Annotated in this window: 21 protein-coding genes; 13 read left to right on the plus strand and 8 right to left on the minus strand. The window is 53.1% G+C overall.

What is annotated here, in order from left to right:
* Positions 1-52: 52 nt before the first annotated feature.
* The 7 genes from CFLAV_RS06430 (at position 53) to CFLAV_RS06455 (ending at position 8,381) form a co-directional block, all read left to right on the plus strand.
* Entirely contained in the window at positions 53-577 is a 525-nt protein-coding gene (locus tag CFLAV_RS06430; RefSeq protein ID WP_007413853.1) for a hypothetical protein, read from the plus strand.
* Positions 574-723 (plus strand): hypothetical protein, encoded by a 150-nt coding sequence (locus CFLAV_RS36410; RefSeq protein WP_007413854.1) that lies wholly within the window; start codon positions 574-576, stop codon positions 721-723. Before CFLAV_RS06430 ends, CFLAV_RS36410 begins: the two co-directional genes overlap by 4 nt.
* A 12-nt stretch (positions 724-735) precedes the next feature.
* Complete coding sequence (locus tag CFLAV_RS06435; protein WP_007413855.1) at positions 736-3,069, plus strand: phage tail tape measure protein; 2,334 nt, start codon at positions 736-738, stop codon at positions 3,067-3,069.
* 204 nt (positions 3,070-3,273) lie between these two features.
* Positions 3,274-4,380 carry a LamG-like jellyroll fold domain-containing protein gene (locus tag CFLAV_RS06440; RefSeq protein WP_007413856.1) on the plus strand — a complete coding sequence of 369 codons (1,107 nt, stop codon included), beginning with the start codon at positions 3,274-3,276 and terminating at the stop codon, positions 4,378-4,380.
* Between the two features lie 23 nt (positions 4,381-4,403).
* Positions 4,404-4,709 (plus strand): hypothetical protein, encoded by a 306-nt coding sequence (locus CFLAV_RS06445; protein ID WP_007413857.1) that lies wholly within the window; start codon positions 4,404-4,406, stop codon positions 4,707-4,709.
* Complete coding sequence (locus CFLAV_RS06450) at positions 4,696-6,141, plus strand: phage BR0599 family protein (protein ID WP_007413858.1); 1,446 nt, start codon at positions 4,696-4,698, stop codon at positions 6,139-6,141. Before CFLAV_RS06445 ends, CFLAV_RS06450 begins: the two co-directional genes overlap by 14 nt.
* A gap of 134 nt (positions 6,142-6,275) precedes the next feature.
* Positions 6,276-8,381: a phage tail protein gene (locus CFLAV_RS06455; RefSeq protein WP_160164510.1), complete on the plus strand. Its 2,106-nt coding sequence runs from the start codon at positions 6,276-6,278 to the stop codon at positions 8,379-8,381.
* Between the two features lie 446 nt (positions 8,382-8,827).
* Here the strand turns inward: CFLAV_RS06455 and CFLAV_RS06460 are convergent, their stop codons facing one another.
* The 3 genes from CFLAV_RS06460 to CFLAV_RS06470 form a co-directional block, all read right to left on the minus strand.
* The gene (locus CFLAV_RS06460; protein ID WP_007413861.1) at positions 8,828-9,178 is read right to left on the minus strand and encodes a hypothetical protein; all 351 of its coding nucleotides are present in this window, start codon (positions 9,176-9,178) and stop codon (positions 8,828-8,830) included.
* Positions 9,179-9,227: 49 nt separating this feature from the next.
* Positions 9,228-9,722 (minus strand): hypothetical protein, encoded by a 495-nt coding sequence (locus CFLAV_RS06465; protein ID WP_007413862.1) that lies wholly within the window; start codon positions 9,720-9,722, stop codon positions 9,228-9,230.
* A gap of 403 nt (positions 9,723-10,125) precedes the next feature.
* The gene (locus tag CFLAV_RS06470; protein WP_007413864.1) at positions 10,126-10,623 is read right to left on the minus strand and encodes a hypothetical protein; all 498 of its coding nucleotides are present in this window, start codon (positions 10,621-10,623) and stop codon (positions 10,126-10,128) included.
* A 365-nt stretch (positions 10,624-10,988) separates the two neighbouring features.
* Here CFLAV_RS06470 and CFLAV_RS34750 point away from each other — a divergent pair, with 365 nt between their 5' ends.
* The 6 genes from CFLAV_RS34750 to CFLAV_RS06500 all read left to right on the plus strand — a co-directional run bounded on the left by CFLAV_RS34750 (position 10,989) and on the right by CFLAV_RS06500 (position 14,605).
* Entirely contained in the window at positions 10,989-11,432 is a 444-nt protein-coding gene (locus tag CFLAV_RS34750) for a hypothetical protein (protein WP_007413865.1), read from the plus strand.
* An 81-nt stretch (positions 11,433-11,513) separates the two neighbouring features.
* Positions 11,514-11,939, plus strand: coding sequence for a hypothetical protein (locus tag CFLAV_RS06480; RefSeq protein WP_007413866.1), 426 nt, complete (start codon positions 11,514-11,516; stop codon positions 11,937-11,939).
* 281 nt (positions 11,940-12,220) lie between these two features.
* Positions 12,221-12,418, plus strand: coding sequence for a hypothetical protein (locus tag CFLAV_RS06485; protein ID WP_150107304.1), 198 nt, complete (start codon positions 12,221-12,223; stop codon positions 12,416-12,418).
* Positions 12,419-12,433: 15 nt separating this feature from the next.
* A complete protein-coding gene (locus tag CFLAV_RS06490) occupies positions 12,434-13,075 on the plus strand; it encodes a hypothetical protein (protein WP_007413868.1) in 642 nt (213 codons plus the stop codon).
* Between the two features lie 4 nt (positions 13,076-13,079).
* A complete protein-coding gene (locus CFLAV_RS06495) occupies positions 13,080-13,442 on the plus strand; it encodes a hypothetical protein (RefSeq protein WP_007413869.1) in 363 nt (120 codons plus the stop codon).
* A 113-nt stretch (positions 13,443-13,555) separates the two neighbouring features.
* Complete coding sequence (locus CFLAV_RS06500) at positions 13,556-14,605, plus strand: hypothetical protein (RefSeq protein WP_007413870.1); 1,050 nt, start codon at positions 13,556-13,558, stop codon at positions 14,603-14,605.
* Positions 14,606-14,639: 34 nt separating this feature from the next.
* Here the strand turns inward: CFLAV_RS06500 and CFLAV_RS06505 are convergent, their stop codons facing one another.
* From CFLAV_RS06505 to CFLAV_RS06530, 5 genes are all read right to left on the minus strand, one after another.
* Positions 14,640-15,146, minus strand: coding sequence for a hypothetical protein (locus CFLAV_RS06505; protein WP_007413871.1), 507 nt, complete (start codon positions 15,144-15,146; stop codon positions 14,640-14,642).
* A 17-nt stretch (positions 15,147-15,163) separates the two neighbouring features.
* Positions 15,164-16,057 carry a DUF3592 domain-containing protein gene (locus tag CFLAV_RS06510; protein WP_007413872.1) on the minus strand — a complete coding sequence of 298 codons (894 nt, stop codon included), beginning with the start codon at positions 16,055-16,057 and terminating at the stop codon, positions 15,164-15,166.
* An 885-nt stretch (positions 16,058-16,942) separates the two neighbouring features.
* A complete protein-coding gene (locus tag CFLAV_RS06520) occupies positions 16,943-17,200 on the minus strand; it encodes a hypothetical protein (RefSeq protein ID WP_007413874.1) in 258 nt (85 codons plus the stop codon).
* 131 nt (positions 17,201-17,331) lie between these two features.
* Positions 17,332-17,616: a hypothetical protein gene (locus tag CFLAV_RS06525; RefSeq protein ID WP_040547270.1), complete on the minus strand. Its 285-nt coding sequence runs from the start codon at positions 17,614-17,616 to the stop codon at positions 17,332-17,334.
* Between the two features lie 41 nt (positions 17,617-17,657).
* Positions 17,658-18,041, minus strand: coding sequence for a hypothetical protein (locus tag CFLAV_RS06530; protein ID WP_040547272.1), 384 nt, complete (start codon positions 18,039-18,041; stop codon positions 17,658-17,660).
* Between the last annotated feature and the right edge of the window lie 54 nt (positions 18,042-18,095).

An 18,095-nucleotide genomic window follows, 5' to 3' on the forward strand; every position in this document is an offset into this window, starting at 1 on the left:
AGGGCGGGGAAGTGACTAACCTGCCTCTCTCAACTCGCAACTCTCAACCACAATGAAATCCCAACTCTCAACCACCGACTCTCAACTCGTCACCATTGCCGACCACGACGCCGGCTTCAAGGAACTCGAAGTACTTTACCGCAACGGCAAACGCGAAAACATCAAACTCACCGCGCCGACCTATCGCCACGCACAGCAGATCGCGTTCAAATTGTCACAGACCAAAAATCCCCTGGTCATCACCGAAGCCTGCCTGCCCGCGGAATTCCAAAAGGATGTGGAACGGTTTCTCGGCCGCCTGACTCCCGAGTTCGGTGCCCTGGTCGAAGCCACCTCTTTCGCGTTGACCTTTGGCAGTGAGTTTCAAAAAAAAATGCTGCAGGTGGGCGAACGGCTGATGCAGGCGATGGCCTCGACGGACTCCGTGCCGAACTCGCTCTCGTCGCTGCCGGATTCCAGTCCTGCGAAGTCAGACGATTCTCACTTCCCAAGTTGCGAATCTACTTCCAGCTCACCCGCGAGCGGCAAATCCAACTCGACCTCCGACGCGTCATCATCGCCAGTTGCAGCGGCATGACCGGCGACGGCATCAAACAGATATATCACCAAATGGAAAATGAGTTGCGGGATCTTTCCACCGACAACTCCCAACCTTCAACCGGCGAAACCTGGGAACCACCCAGCCTGGAGCGGATCAAAAAGCGGATGGGCATGATGACATAAATAAGGACAAGGATGAACACCTATAATACACAAATAAATATTGCCATGCAGGTCGCGGGCGATGGCGCGAAGAAGGCAGGAGACGATCTTGCCGAATTGGAGAAGAAGACCAAGGCTAGCGAGGAAGCCTTCAAGAAAATGAAGGAGCAGGCGGAATCCGCGATCAAAGTGCTGGAAGGCATTCATAAGCTGATGGAGATGTACACCGCTCATGAAAAGGTGGTGGACCAGCTCAATGGTGCCCTTCGCCTTTCCGGACAATACTCGCAATCCTACTCCCGGGAGTTGCAGGAACAAGCCGAAGCCCTCAGTCGCGTCACCACCGCGTCCGATACGACAATCATGAAAGTGCAGGCGCTGCTCTCCTCCTTCGGTGCCACGAAGGAGGAGATGCCCGGGCTGACCAAGGCGGTCCTGGACTTCGCCGCTGGGACCGGAAAGGACGTCGTGACTGCCGCACAGGATTTGGGTAAGGCAATTTCCGGGCAGGAAAGTTCCCTGAGTAACCTGGGGATGAAATTCGATAAAACTGCCGGCCAGGGCAAAAATCTTTCCCAGGCAGCCGAGCTGATTGAGTCCAAATTCAAAGGGATGGCCGAGGCTGCCGACCATTCATCCGGTGCCAAGGTGGAAGATCTCGATAAGGCGTGGGAACATTTCAAAACCACGCTGGGCGGCCTCGCTGCCGACGGTTTAAAACCTGTCATCGAGGGCGTGACCTTGCTCTTAAACCAAACCTCCGATTTGTTCAAGGAGGGATCACAGGCCAGCGAATACGCCAAGTATTTTATCGAGTTTGCGGCGGGTGTCGCTGCCACTACCGCTGCCATTAACACTTTCAAGATGGGCTGGCAGCTCGCCAGTGGCGCCGCGATTCAAGAAATCGGCGCATTGCGTGGTGTTCTCGGCGCTCTGCCCCAGGCCATTCCCATCGCCATCACCGTTGCGGCTACCATTCAAGTCATCCGCGCCGTGCAGGAAGGCGTCGCCATGAAAAAGGCGTTTGATCAGGAGAAAAACTCGGTGGACCAGGGATTGGGAGGGGCTGATAAACAGCGTCAGGGATTACAGAATGAAATTCAAAAATATCTCCAGGAACATCCGGAGGAAAAGCATAAGGTCGCGGGATGGTTTGGCCTGATCGGTGATAACTTCCAGGACACGGGCGACAGCCAGACTGATCTGGAAAGTCGTCAGAGGGTTCTGAAATCGGTTCGCGAAGGCCTGGTCCGAAATCAACAAAGATTTTCTGCCGCTTCAAAAACTTCAACTGCTGCCACCGCCTCTGCTGCTGACCCGACAGATCCATTTTCCGTGGGCGACTTCGGCTTTGGTGTGCAGGATCCACTTGGGCCGCAGTTGCCCATTCCACTGGATACCAATGCAGGTTCCGATACCGCCATTCAGCAGGCACAAGCCACCGAGCAAAAAATAACCGAAATTAAAAAGGAAAACCTGCAGGTGCGTCAGCAAGATACCGAACAATGCTGTGCCGATGAGCAACAGGCAAATGCAGCAGCCCAGACTGCCATCGCGACGGCCACAGATCAGACCACCACAAAGATAAAGGCAAACAACCAGGCGCAGAAGCAGAGCTTTGAGGACATTGATGCCGAAGTGAAAAAGATCGCTGTGACGGCCGAAAACAGTTTTGCCAGCGGCCTTTCCCATGCCTTCATGTCCATCATTGATGGCTCAAAATCTGCCGGCGACGCCTTCAAGGATTTTGCCAAAAGTTTCCTCTCTCAAATAGCGGAGATGATCATGCAAATGCTGATCCTCGATGCGTTGAAATCAGTGCTTGCTTTTGGGGACGGTGGGCAGGCCGCGAGTCCCGCAGCCAAAGGGGGCATGTTTCCTTTCACCGCCGCCGCCACTGGCGTCATGCTCGCCGCGGCCGGGGTTCAAGGCGTCAACGACGTCAACGGCCCCACCTACTTTCCCAAATTCAATGTGCTCGCCGGTGAAGCCGGCCATGAAGTCATGACCGTCATGGCCAAACCTCAAATGGGAAACATCGACGGCATGCCGGTCATACTTGGCAATGTCGGCCCGGAAAAACTCGCCGTTCTCTCGCAGGCCAATCTCAGCCGCATGGTGCAAGGCAGCGGCAAAGCCACCTTTGCTGCCAGCGGCTATATGACCGCTGGCGTCAGTGAAACCGGCCTCAGCGTCAGCCGTCAAACTAACCAGCCCGATGGCCGCATCGTGGTGGAATTGACTCCTCATCCCGCCTACGAAACCCGCATCATCGAAAACTCCATCCAGGGCGCCCGCGTCGCCGTCGCTTCTGACCTCGCCACCGACACCCCCATCCGCAACCAGGTCAAAAGCGTGTTCTCCTGAACTCCAACGCTGAACACTTACCATGTCCTCCGCATTAATAAACACGGTGACCAACCAGGTAGGGCGTGGTGCCCGTCCGGAAGGACCTCCGTGCGCGCCGCACTAGCAATGCCCGGGATTCCAATCAAACTACAATCCAGATCGCGTATGCGACCCACCACTCCTTCTCCCGCGTCCCATTGAAAACCGACAACTGAAAATCCTATGTCCAATTTTATCTACCCCTTGGGTATCATCGATAAACAAAAGGTCACCCTGCTAAACACGGTGGTCTCCGATCAATTTGAAGATGGCACCACGATGACCCGCCTCCTCTGGTCACCCCAAAACTTCAAACGCAAATTCGACATCACCCATGGCCCGCTCACGCTGGCGGAATACCGCTACCTTCGCAGTTTCTACAGCCAGCGCAGCGGCATGTTCGATTCCTTCTGGTATCGCGATAATGTGAACCGCAAAGGAAATGCCAGCGTCCGTTTCGCCAGCACGTTGGCCGATGACCACGACGGCGTGCTCTTCAACACGCAGATCACCCTGAACGAAGTGGCTGCCATTCGTACCCTGCCGGAATGGGATGAAGTCTCCATGGCAGCGAGCTCCGCGCCCATCTTGTGGTATGATGCCAACCGGGAATTCTATTTAAGCCACGCTGGCAACCTCATCACCGAACCTGCAGTTTACGATTCCGCCAATCAACATTATCCCGGCACCTGGACTGCCGGCTCATCATTGATCCTGGATGGCAGCGCCTCACAGTATCAATCCTACTCCTTCACTGGTGGCAATTGGTCTGATTCCCCCAGGGTCGTTGAATTGGCAGCTGGGAAACCGGGCTGCACGATCTTTGCATTCTGCCGTCATTCCTCGCCGGTTGCCGTTTACCGGGAGCTGCTTTTTTCTCTCGGCGTCGAAGGCACCAATAAAGGCATTGGTCTGCAACTGGGTGCGGAAAATTACTACGCCCCATGGATTGGAACCGATGAACCTTTCTACACCTGCCGGTTTGTGAACGATCCGCCCGATACCTGGCGCAGCATTGCCGTAACTTTCCCCACCGGTGCGGATGGTGCGAGCATGTATGTGAATGCCGTCGCCATTCCCAATACCGATGGCGTGGGCCGCGCCTATCAACCAGGGCCAGCAGTGTTCGGCACTTCTCCCAGCCACAATTACCCCGCCAATCCGGCTGCTGCCGTGACCAACGCCAACATGGCCCACGTCATGGTCTTCAACACCGCCCTGACTGTCGACCAAATCAAAGCCCTGCATAACCTGCTCGGCTATCAATACGGCCTTTCGATTATTTCTTAACCCGCAACCCGCAACACCGGACCATGAAATCCCTCACCTCTCCCGTAACCACCCAGCGCGATGCCACCCAAAGCGGCTGGTGCGAGCTCTACGATTTCTATTTAAAGAGCACCATCACCACACCCTTTGGCCCCACCAGCGTTCTGCGCCTCACAAGCAATCCCGCCGGCCTGAGTTTCTTCACGCCGAAAGTTTCTCCCGAATCCCCGGCCACCCGGGGCAACGCGCAAAACTACAGCTTTTGGCCGCTCAAACGTCAAATTATCAAAGGCTCCAACAAATTCACCAACGACAAGCTCGCCATCGCCGCCAGCAATGTTTCCCAGTGAATGGGCACAAATGCTGGCCGATGTGGATTGGGAAGCGGTTCCCGTCGTGATCCGCAAGGTGAGCACCACTGTCAGCAATCCCACTGCCGACGATTGCGCCATCATTTTCTCAGGCTCGATTGATTCCGTGAAAGTCACCAACGCATTATTGACGTTCACCGTCAGCAATGATTTCGGCACTTTCAACGTCCTCGCCCCTCGTGAGAACATGCACGCCAACTGCCGGTTCAACTGGGGCGATGATCAATGCACCATGATCCGATTTCTTTCCCCCAATTATAAAACCAAAACGGTTGGCTCCGGATCGACCACCGCAAATGTCAAAAGTTCCGGCCTTACCGAGGACACCGGCACCTCCGGCAGCTATGGCACCGATCTGGTGGCCGCTCGCCCGGACGCTTCGTTTACTGCCTCATCATTTGATACCGCCTGGGCGGGCGTCCCTGTTGATTGGACGATCTTTCCTGCCACTCCCTTTAATACGGCATTTTCCTATTTTGGCTTCTCCAGCGGCAGCCATTCCTTGGGAGTCGGCCAACAGGTAAAGTTCAATATCACCGGAGTACCTGGCGATGGCTCGGCGATGCCGGGCGGTCTGACGGCCAATGTTTACTACTATGTTGTGAAAACTCAATATGGCTATTACCAGATTTCAGCTACCTCGGGAGGAACTGCCATACTGGTCAGCAGCACCGGTAACCTGGTCACTGCCACGGCTCAAAGCGGCTTCGGCCCCGAACAGGTAAAGTCTGGCAATCCCGGATTCTGGCGGCTCTCGCCCGCGGCCGGCGATTGGGGCGCCAACATCCAGGGTTACTGGCAGCTTCCGGACACCATGAACGGGCGCAGAAGTCCTTTGCTCACGCCTTACATCCAGATTGATTTCGGCACCACACCAGTTTCGCCCAAATTGTGGCAGCTTCAAGGCCGTAGTGATTCAGATCGCGAGGAACTGCCGCGCCTCATCTTCTTTTATTCCAACAGCTCCAGTGACTTCAGCACTGGCGCCGTCTTCGAAGGCTACTTTGAAATGCCACCCGGCATTGGTCAGCTCTATGACGTGCTCCTGCCCATTGCCAGCACCGCCCGTTACTGGCGGATTTGCGTGCGCACTCGCTGGTCGGACACGCAACGTTTCTCACTCTTCAAGCAGGTTTCCGCCTACGCCGGTTCACGCCACTATTGGCAGGACGGCCAGATCACTTTTGCCGGCAACACCACCACCGCCGGCCTGCGTAATGTCAGCCGGGCAGTGCGTGAGAGCTACCTGGGTGAACTCATCTGCGCGCCGTTGCCCATCGCTCCGGTGAGTGGCGATACCTTCATCATCGAACGCGGCTGTGCCCGAACATTCAACGCCTGTGCCGCGCGCGGCAACTGGGAAAACTTCGGCGGCTTCGACTCCATGCCCTTTGAAACCGTCATTCGCTAACCACAAATGCACTCAGATGCACACGGATAAAAACAAAAGCGACTGCAAGATCACGCGACCGTATGTTGTCCACCCTTCAGGGTGTCCCGGTCCCATCTGTGTTCATCCGCGTCCATCTGCGGTTAAAAAAATTTATGCAACTCATCGACAAAACCTATTGCGGCCTTCCCTGGAAGGATGGCGGGCGCTCACGTTCCGGCCTCGATTGCGCCGGCCTCGCCCAGCTCTGGCTCACGGAACAAATGGGCCTCAACTTCACCGTGCCACCCACCGGCCCGGAACCGGATGCGGAAAAGCTGTTTAATCCCATTTATAAAGCGGGTGCCTTGGAACGCGGTGACGTCGTTTTTTTCCGTGTCGGCAAATCGGGCCGGGTCTGCCACGTGGCCACTTACCTGGGAGACAATCGTTACCTGCATATCTTGAAGGGCTCGGTTTCACGCATGGAGACTGGCACCACCCTTATGGAGCGAATCGGATTGAAAGTTGCCGGTGCCATCAGCGCCAGGGATGCCGAAACTCTCTGTCTGGCTTTACGAGATAAACATTTGGGTGACCCTATCGACTGGGTAATAGTCGCGTTGTTGGTGATCTCCATAGCACTTTCAGCAGCTTCCGCCTTTTTGTTGCGTCCCAAGCTCGGCCAGCTCCGCAACCAAACCGGCCGTTATGGTTTCGATTCTCTCTTCACTCAATCCACCAGCGAGCTGCCCTTGCCTGATGTCCTCGGCGCGGTCACCATTGCCGGCAATTCTCCCTTCCAGTCACTGATCGATAAAAGCCAGACTCCGACTGATACCACGCAGCAAAAAGCCAACAAGGTGGTGGTCCTCTGCTCGGGGCCGATTGAAGATATCACGGCCAATGGTGTCGTGGCCAAGATCAACGGCTTGCAATACAACAATCCTTTCTTCTACAAAGCCAATCCGGATCGTGGATTATACCAGAACCCGATTCAGGACAAAACCAATGCTGTCAGCGGCACGATTGGCGCAGATCTCAATCGCCCCAGCTTCACCAACTATTTCGGGCAACATGACATCGCCATCGCTCACGATGTGCGCGCCCATTTCGACCGTGGATTCCCGGTCTATGGCTTCTCCGGTTCCGCTTACATGGTGTTTCGCCTCATTGATTCCACCAAGTTCCCCAGCTTCAATTTGAATGTCACCGTCAAAGGCAGGCAGTTTCGAAAATTTGACGCCAATGGTTTCACGGTCACCACAGTTACCGGCGAATCTCTCACCGGCGCTGATGGCAGCAAAGTGCGTTTCAAGCTCGCCCATTGGGACATCAAGGATGTGAGCAATTTGACGGTGAACGGCACCGCTTACAGCCAGATCAGCGCCACCAGCCAGACCGGCAATGTTTATCAGTTGAACAAAACCAAGGGCTTCGTGGAATTCATCACCGCCCCGGCCAGCTCCGCCACCATCAGCATCACCTACACCTGTTACCCGCGTGTCTGGTCTGCGAACCCGGCCGTCCATCTCGTTTATCTGCTCACGGAAAAACTGCGTGGCAAAGGCTTTGATGAATCGAAAATCAACTGGCCCGCTGCGGATGCCCTGCAGGATTATTGCGATGCCTCCGTTACCTGGGTCAATTCCAGCGGCACCTATACCAGGCCACGCTACCAATGCAATTACATCCTCGATTCCAAAAAGCCTATCCAGGATCACATCCGCGCCGTGTTGGATTCCTGCTATGCTTATCTCTTTCTCGGCCAGGGCAAATTCGTCATGAAAGCCCGCAAGGCGGAAACCAGCGTCATGGACTTCGACGAATCCAACATCCTTGCCGACAGCTTCAGCAGCGAGAAGATTGACCGTTCAGGCCGCTGCAACCGCATCCACGTCTTCTTCCACAGCGCCGATACTCTCAACGCCGAAACCGAAATCATCCGCGATGATATCAATGACCAGCAGTCTCGCGCCGATAGAGTGGGGGACAACGGTATCGTCGAAGAAACCCTCCGCGTCCCGGCTGTCACCGACCAACCCCAGGCCGAACGTTTCGGTGAACAAATCCTGCGCGAAGAAGTAAACACCCGCTGGACCTGCGAATTCAAAACCAACATCAAAGGCCTCGCCCTCGAACCCGGCGACGTCATCACCGTCACCCACAGCAGCCAACCCGCCTGGAATCAGAAATTATTCCGCATCGAAGAATTCACCTACGACGACCAGGACCGCTGCACCCTCAGCTGCTCCGAATACTTCGACGGCGCCTACATCTAACCATGGTAGCCATTCCAACCAACCATCAATCCCTCACGCCAACTCGCGTACGCGACCCACGATTCCAATTCAATCCGCGACCATCAATATGGCGTAGGAGTCGAGGTAACGAGACTCAAATCTTCCTTCCGCGATCCCATCCGCGTACGCGGTCCAAGATGCAAGTCCTCGCGCCAGCCATCAATTATCGGGTAGGGAACGCGCTGCGCCGCTTCCGTGACCTCCCTCGCGCTCCAATCCAATTCATCGTGCTTACCGCGTAGGCGATCTGCGATGCAGGCTTTCCAGGTAGGGCCCGGTGCCAGTCTGGAAGGACCCGGAATTCTAACCCCGTCGGTAGTTGTGCTCAGCCCATCGAGCTTATCCGCGGACGCGGTCCATCATACAATCCCACCGCCAGGCAACAATACTCTGCGTTGGTAGATATGTTGCTGCGCGATCCAGTATTAGTCGGTGGGTGCGTGAGTTTCCTCTCCAGCGCGATCGCCATTTTCATTGTATTGATTGGAACTACATAAATGCAGGTATATGCCCAGAGGCTTGTGCAACGCCGTGTGGTCATATGCCCATCCAAACGGTTTGTAAAACGCGATTACCGGTTCACAGTTTGTGATACTTAAAACACCTCTTCCGTCCAACATAGCGATAGGTCCGGCGCTTAAAAAATAAATAAAAAGTGTGGCGAACGGCCACCAAATAAAGCGCCTCCAGCCAAATATTCGTTTACTGAAGGCAGGGGCTTTATGCTCATGTTCACTCCCCTTCGACATCAAAGAACCCGCCTCAACCTTGTTCATATTTCGGAGGATGAATCTCTCCTTCCGCAAAATAAAGCTGAAATTCCAATCAAGCGATTGCTTCTTTCTTCTGCGTCCCGGCAAAGATGCGCAGGACTGCCAATGCCACTGTCGCAAAGGACCAGAGGACGATGCTTTCGTAGGAGAACCAGTGCTCGCCGAGCTTTTCTGCATCCATATTGAAGTGATAGTGTTGAAACTCGCGCGTGAGAAAGAACCAGCCAAGTCCGCCACCGAAAAGGAAACCAAAAATGGCTAGCCCAAATAGCACAATGACAGCAGGTAGACGCGGCATGCGGAAGTATGTGAACGTAGTCACACCAACGAGAATCACCACGCCTAACAGCAGCAGGAACGGCAGCCGAACCGGCGGCCACAATGTATTGGTCAAAACGGAAGACCAGGATACCGGTACTGTATAGTTTGAGGTCGTTCCAGTTATTGAGGCCGCTTGAAACAGAAGGGTGCCCAAAACGAGGACGAGTGTGGAGAAGCCAATCATGGCCAGTGAGGCGAAGCGAATGAATGAGCTCAGTGTGCGCATGCTGGTTAGATGTTTTGATGCTGGATTAAAGTCTTCCTTTCCATAAACCAAACGGAACAAAAATCGGAAACAGTCTTTCAGGTCGCTCGCTAAAAATAGTGAGGCTTAAGGAGTCACCTTTCAAGCCATTCGTTATTTCTTTTTTGGAGAAAAGGGTCGAACCAGGGTCGGTCCAATTTGTTTACACACATCAGCCCAATCGGCTCTTGCATGATGCTCTCTTGAAACATCATCCAATTCCATCCTTAAACCGCGCTTCATCGGCTCACAAATGACCTGCCATCAAATTTCCCGATTTTCCCGTTTCTGCCATTTATTCTTTCCCGATCTGCCATTTTTTGCGCCTTTATACAGCCGCTATTTGAACATCTGCTCGTTTAGCATCGTCGTTACTCCGTAACTATTATCCGCACCGTAAGTCCTCTTTTCGAAACGGAAACCAATACGCACCTTCTGAAAACTTCACGTATCCGCTTGGGCGTTCGATTTCCTCCCAAAGATGCTGATCGAGAACCAAGCCCCCAAAAGGCTCATGGGCCGGCCCCTTCGCTTCTACCAACTCAGAATATGTATCAAATGGTATCACCTCGAAGCCCACAACTGCATAGCGGAAGGCGGGAGCAGTCTTAAGACGTTCATATAGGCCTTCAACAACCTCAAATACCTGATTTTGTGATTTAATGACATTATCTTCCCTCCCGGTTTGACTTACGCCAGAGGGTACCACAATACACCACCAGTTGCCTTCGCTATCTTGCCAAACTTCAAATTGACACACGGTCGATAGTTCTTTGCTTGCTGCCAACAGAACTATCCGGAAACCATCAAAATGATTTCCGAAGACCTCTGCCGCCTCCCTTTCTGAACCGCATTCAGCGGCGAGTTCGAAGAAGTATGCCATATTCCTGCTATTGTGACCCCTTTTCCAAAAAGGTCGGGTTGCAACGGATTAAAGAGGTCGTAAAAGATCGGACCAAATTAATTATACTCATAATCAGGCCTCTTCGACGTGAGGGGAAACCACCTCAACCTTGTTCATATTGCGAAGAATGAATCTCTCCTGCCGCCAGGTAAAGCTGAAACTTCAATTCCTCTTTAGCCACTGCCCCAACTCGCGTACGCGACCCACCACTCTAATCCAATCCGCGACCATCCAATCTCGCGTAGCAGGTAATTTGAAAAGCGGACGACCTGAGTTTCTGGTAGCATTGGGTTGTTGTTCAAAAACAAACCGGCTGCACCATCAACCCCAAAAATCGTCCGCTTATGAAAACAGAGAACGAGAAAAGCATAGCGTGGCTGGGCCTGGATGCCCATGCCCATTTTTGTGTTTTGGCCTGGATGGATGACGCAGGTGAGCGCCGCGCTCACTGGCGCTTTCCCACCACCGAAAGCGAGTTGTGCCAACACTTGAAGGCCATTCCTGCCACCACCCGACAGCTGGCCCTGGAGGAATGCGGGCTTGGCCGCTGGCTGGCCCAGGTGGCCCGGCCGCACGTCGCCGAGGTCCTCGTGTGTGATCCGCGCCAAAACCACCTCATCAGCCGCCACCACCACAAGTGCGATGAGGAGGACAGCTACACGCTGGCCCGCGAGGTAACGCGACTCAAATTTCCCTCTACGATCCCACCCGCGTACGCGGTCAACGACGCAAATAATTTCCGCCAGGCACGTTCACTCCCGCAGCGACTCAACGTAAGTTGGTTCTAACATCAGCTTTTCATAAACCATTCCAATACGTGAACCGGAGATTGCGTATTAATAATCAGTCGGTAATAAATGTCTCCTCACATGGACAAAGCAAAACGCAAACAACTCATCGAGATCGCAAAATCTCGTGGCTATACCGACATGGCTCCTCCGCGTGTTCTCGTCACGCGTCAGGAGTTTTTCGATGGCAATGACGATGACGGCTCCATCGGCTGCAACTTGATTGAACATCCCGGTATCGCCACGTTCGACGCTGCCTTCAGACAGGTCGAGGAGATGGATCGAGTCGCTGGTGTGTATCTGGCCATCACCGAGATTGACGAAACCTATGACGGCATCTGGCCCTTCACCGACACAGCCCTAATAGTCACCCGGCTACCGGCGGCAGTTTTTGAACCATTATTCCGCCCATTGCAACCAGACGAGATTGCTTCTTCTGATGAGTCCTTCGCAAATCCGCCTGAGATTCCGGCAGGCTATCAGCTAATTCGTGCCTGGTGGGACTGAGTGGATGGTAGTGGCGATCTTCCAACACAGCCCCATACCCCATTGCACAACTAAAACCTTCAACTACATTCGTTTAGACTTGGCTGCCCGGGTTTTTGGCTCAGCACAAGAAATGCTTAAATAAAATTGCGAATCAAGATCGCCAGATGTCCCCAATTGGGACAATGACATTTTAATGGCAACCTAAGAGAGTTGACAGCACATTGGAAGCTGTGGTTATGTTAAAACCGAATAAGAGCTCAGGAACGCATATAGACGGCGCGAAAACCAGAATGGATGTTATGGCTAAAAACACCAAAAGCACCACGGTCATACTAAAAGTGTCCTCCACACCACCTTCCAAGGTGCCCGCACTCATTTCGCGTGGAGTCAATGCGCGGTTCCGGTTCTCCTCTGCGCTCGCCACTCCGGCGAACATCAAGCGTTCGCTCGATAACACTTTCCACATCGGAGCTGCCAAAGTCGTTCCAGCAGCCTGATACCTTTAGGCTGGAATGGGGATTTTTAGCGACGATACTGCTGAGGACATCAGTTCACTTCAGCATATAGCTCAGGCATCGGTAAACTTCTATAATTCCACACACTCCAAGCACAGTCATGCCGTGGAAGTTGATGCAGTTGAAGTGAAGGGGGATTTTGACCACATCAGCACCGTCGGAGGACGCATCCTGCGCGAATACTTCACCTCTCCCACCGCCCTCCATCGCGTCGCTGTGCTGCTGATTCTCAGTAATGCTTTCCCGGTGTTCGGTCTTAAAAGAAAGGGAAGACCATTATTAAGCCTGAACGAGCGAAAAGCTTTCCTATCCCAATTCACCTGCCTGTTCGTCCAAGCCGCGCTTTCGACCATGACCCTGGAATCAGAAGGCCAATCCTATTCCCTAAAATGGAACGGATTTCCCAACGACGAGTTTCGCGATCAATTCCTCACCTACCTCGAATGGATTGACCCCGCAAAAGTCGAAATCAAGGCCAATCAGGAGAAGGTGCAAAAAGACCACACCAAAATTCTCGCTCACCTAGTCCTCGGTGCCGCGATGATGCTTCCCTACTGCGTCGTCCAACAACTCCAACCTCCGCCGCCAGATAATCAACTTTCATCCCACGGCAAACCACCACTCCTTCCAGGCGCTTAATCCCATGAAGGAAGAGAGCGAATACTTTGCCGCAAAAGCTGATTTGCCCGATTGGTTTGAATATCCACCGGGGTTCATAGTTTTGGTTAAACAAGGCATTGTGCATTTTGCACCATGGCGACTTGTAAACACTCAGTTTGCGTTAAATGTCTATCCGGCGCTTCGCGATAGATATAAAAGAGAGATTTTCCCGATTGCCCATCGCGGAGGAAGTGACGATGTTGTTTGTCTTGAAAAAGGCTGCGGCGAAACCGTGAAAATTATAAATGCATATACTTCCTCTGGACATGAAAACATGGAGGAATTCGACTCATTCTGGTCGTGGTTTCGGTATGCTATTGATGATATGATCGACTTTAACAGCTAACAATCCTGGCTGAGGACATCGGTTCGCTTCAGCACAGATTTGAACAAACGAGAGGCATCCCTGTCTCTTCAACGTGCAGTGACAGTGAATCAAGGTGTTCTCGGGTTACATTTATGGTCTTTCTCCATCGCATAGCACCGGCTTTTTGCGTCGTCCTGCTGACCGTCCAACTCAGGGGCGAAGACATCAAACCGGATTTCAACAAACTGGCGCCAGTGGCACTTTATCCATCGCTGATGGAAACCGCACGCACCAACAACATTCCCATCGAGGGAATGGATACACCAGACAACACGGACAATCTCAATCCAGGCGACTCGCTCACCGCCCTGATCACGCTGTTCGAAAAGGGCGGCCACAAAACACAAATGCTCCTCTATGTCGAGGTCGCCGCTCCGACCGCTGAGGAACAGGCACGTAAACCCGGTCCGCCGACGGTCTGTTATGTCGGCGCGGGAGACAAAATGGAGTTCACCAACGGCCTCACACCCGTGAACCTGCGCTTGCTCGGTCCTTTCGCAGAAACCACTGGCAGGAGCAAGCCGCCCAAATTTCAAGACAAGAAAGCGCACATCACCTTGAACAAGGGATTTCTCGCTCTCGGTCTGGATCAAGCCGGTACGGCGACCTGCCGAATAAAGGAAAACCATGTGCATGGCAACTTCCTCATGAGTGGGCGGCCATTTACCGAAGCCCAGGTTGCTGAGGGCAAAAAGGCCATGACTGCTTTGCAATTAAGTTTGCCCGAACAGCGCGCGATTGCCGGGGCGGACTTCGCACTCATGTCCTACGTTCAACTCGTCCAGGCAACGCCCGGGCTCGACACCCTTTTTGAAAAAGTCGTGAAACTGCCATCCATCTGGTCCATCGCGAGTCATCTGGGTGTAGACGTGAATCTAAAGATTGAAAGTCAATATGTGACCACCATGGACGCCTCAAAATGGAATCTGACGCCGCAGACACCGTGTTACGCTTATCCTCTCGCACTCCAGTTGAATGACCAACCGGCATTAATCACCACGCTGGTTGTGGCTCCGCCGCGACCACCGCTTCTAGGTTGCGCCGGAATCGTCGGCCTGCTCGCAGAAAAATCGGGTGACAAGGAAACCTATCTCACTTTGCGGATTATCAGCGCTCACAAGAAGCTCAGTCCTATTCGTTAACATGGAGCGGTTTTTTCCACCGCTGAATTCGGGATCAGTGTTTGCCTGGCTCAAATGAGAAGCTGGAATATGGGTTTGGTGCCACCTCGAACGGCTTGGTCTCAATATGTACTACACCGACTTCAGCAAACCCAGTACAACGCCAGCTATTCGAACTCCTTGCAAAGTGGTAGGAGTAGGTTGGGCCTTTACCTATATTTGCGCCACGCTCTACGGTTGCTGTTACCGAAACATCTCCATTGTCGCTAACCAGCATAACGAAAACGTGAGCCCTTATCGGTCTAAGTTTTTTTGGGAGCTGCTGAATCGTGCTCCAGGAGAAATCCGGAAAAGCCCTGTGCCATGCTTCGTGGCGCGCAAGTCGTTTCAATTGGTTCACATCTTCAGGCGCCAAGGTTCCAAAAACTTGAATAGGCATGTCCGGATCACTCGCGAAGTGCCATGCCACTCCGCCCAATAAGGCAACAACCAAACCAGCAATCACCAAGCCCTTTGGCCTTCTGATCACTTTCCATTTGCTGCAATGTCGATCACTGCCCATTCGTTATGCTATTCCGCTTACTTCTGAAAAAGCTTCACCACAAATCCGCCTGCCACCGCGCTCCACACGAGCAGCAGCACCAGAATCACCTTCAACACCGCCCCAAACCTGCACGGTTTTATTTCACCCCGTTCCGTCAACGCAAGCTCACCCGGCAGATTATCGAGCAGCGCCGCATACTTGTAATCGTTGCGATCATAAACCAAAACTTCCCGCCGATCATCCTCCAGCCTTTCCGGCAGATGCGTCTTGGTGGATGCCTGCCGTACTTGCCCTTGCGAGTCGCAGAATGTGAAGGTGAGCTCATACACAGTCCTCTTGTTAACTTGCACATTCGTCGCCGTTTTGCTGACCAATCGTCCTTCGGCCATTTCACCGTTGGCCAGCAAACGAATATTCTTCAATCCCCGCCAAAGCCCCGGCAACACCACTCCCAATCCTACCATGGGAAAAAGGAATACCATCGCCACCGACGGCCCAAATACCGCCCGCCGCATTCCCTGAATTCGCGAGCGATCCGGCCTGCCTGCGGGAAACTCGACCGTCATATGACCGCCCGGCTTCTTGCCTATCCTTCCTGTTCTATACGAGATTCCTTCAAAGCCCGTCCCGCCGGTCTCAAACTTATAATGGTATGCATAAATGGGCACGCCTCTGCTGTGCCTGCCCCCTCCCTCCGTGTAACTCGTGCTGTCAACCTGTGTTACTTCGGCACTCGCAGTTTCCAACTTTCCCCGCATCACAAAGGCAGACGTGTAATCTCCCTTGACCCCCATAGCCCAAACAAAAAACATCCCAAACCCAAAGAAAAACCACCCGAATGTCGAGAAAGTCCCGCCAAACAAAACCACCAACCGCGTGGACAACGGCACACTTCGCGGAGGACTGCTCGCTGAAATCATGGTGCTCATGACAATCCAATCAAACTCCCGGCAAATTCACCCCATCTCATGCCGCAAACCATCCCATCAGCCCCAACCAATTGAAAGTCCAATTTGAAGTGCGATGCAATCCCCCGCGCCAGCAATCAATTTATGGTAGGGAATATTGCCCGTCTGGAAAGACCTGCGCCGTTTCCGTGACCTCCCTCATGCTCCAATCCAATTCACCGTGGTCAACGCGTAGGCGATCTACGATGCCGTCCGCAACCAGCCGTCCAGGTAGGGCGCGTCACTCCGCTGCGCGCCGCACTGACATGGCCCAGGATTCAAATCCAATCACGCCCAACTCGCGTAAGCGACCAGCAATCAATTAATCGGTGGAATGAGACTGGTGCCCGTCTGGAAAGACTCGAATTCTAACCTCGTCGGCCACCGTGTTCAGCCCATCGAGCCTGCACGCGAACGCACCCCGCGACTCCATCCTTTGCGCCAGCAATCAATAACTTGGTGGAATGACGCCGGTGTCCGTGTGGAATGGTGCCCGTCCGGAAGGACCCCGGAATTGAAGCACCGTCGGTGATTCTGCTCGGCCCATCGAGCTTATCCGCGGACGCGCCCAGATGAGTCCGTCCAACCGCCAGCCGTCCAGGTAGGGCGCGTCACTCCGTACGCGCCGCACTGACCTGGCCCAGGATTCAAATCCAATCACGCCCAACTCGCGTAAGCGACCAGCGATGCAATCCCCGCGCCAGCAATCAATTGAAAGGTAGGGAACGCGCTGCGCCGCTTCCCTGACCTCCCTTGCGATCCAATCCAATTCATCGTGCCAAGCGCGGAGGCGATCTGCGATTCCATCACCAACGATCCAAATTATTTCTTCCTAATTGGCCAGTCAGGCCTGTTGAGCGCGAGCATTCAATTATCAGTCTGCATTTTAATTCTCTGAACAAACTTACTGATAACTTCTCTGCGTTCTTGGTCATAAGCCGCGTCCTTTTTGCGAATATCTTCATCAGTGTAAAAATGATATAATTCGTGCCACGCACTCTTTATCAATGCGTCTTGCTCCTCATCAATATTCGGCCATGAATCAATAGCGCGTTTTGCAGTGATTTCATTTGTCACTACTTGTTCCAGCAACTTGACGATTTGCTCTCGATGTTCAGGTTTCATGGCCGCAATATTTAAATTAATGAACCGTCGCCACCGCAAAAATCAGATGGAAATTCGTCGGTGCAAGAATCCCATTCTCTTCAAAATCAAAATAGTCCAAATGAAAGTGCTGCCCTTCTAAGACTTCGCCGCTAAAAAAGTTTAAAATCGATTGGCCCACCTTTTTTCGCCATTTCAATCCCTCCAGAAAGAACCAGTTGTTGTCCATCGACTGTGATCGTCAATTGCGCTTTGCTTTCTTTCGCTGGCAGGAATACAAGCCGCTCAAAAGCCTCCGGGTAAAACCGCTTCGAAGATTTCTCTGCGCTAATCGCAAACTTATCGCCTCGAATGAAAGCATTTCCAAGTTCCAACGGCTCAGCAGACTTGCTGCTTATCTCGATAGTCGACTCCTTGGGGCTGTGGTTTATGTGCATTATAATTCTATAGTGGGATGTTTGAGGCTGGGTATTAACCATTAGCCATTCGACGCATGGCCGATCAGATGATACTCAGAGCAGACAATGTCCACCGCAACTTCTCCGCCCTCGATGTGAATCAGCATGCTATGGCGCTCCATTCCACTGCCACGGAAGCCATAACCGAGTTGCGACAAAACCAAACCAGACTCATCCATTCCAAGTTCTTGCACGGTCACTTCTCCAACATAGGCAGCCAAACCATCGCCACTGTCGAAGATATTGTGATAGTGCAGCAGGATGACGCCATTTGCGATTAACCGGGCACACGGCTGTCCATCCGTCATGTTCAGAAACTCAATAGTTAAGGTTCGTCCGTCTTCTGAGAACCCGATCCCTGCCAGGTTAACGTCAGTTAAAAGATGATTCGATGTGTGGCTCACGTAGGTCAATTATTAAATGCGTTTGAAAAAATCCCAGCAACAGGAAGTTCAGCT

It is taken from the genome of Pedosphaera parvula Ellin514 (assembly GCF_000172555.1).
Lineage (GTDB): Bacteria > Verrucomicrobiota > Verrucomicrobiia > Limisphaerales > Pedosphaeraceae > Pedosphaera.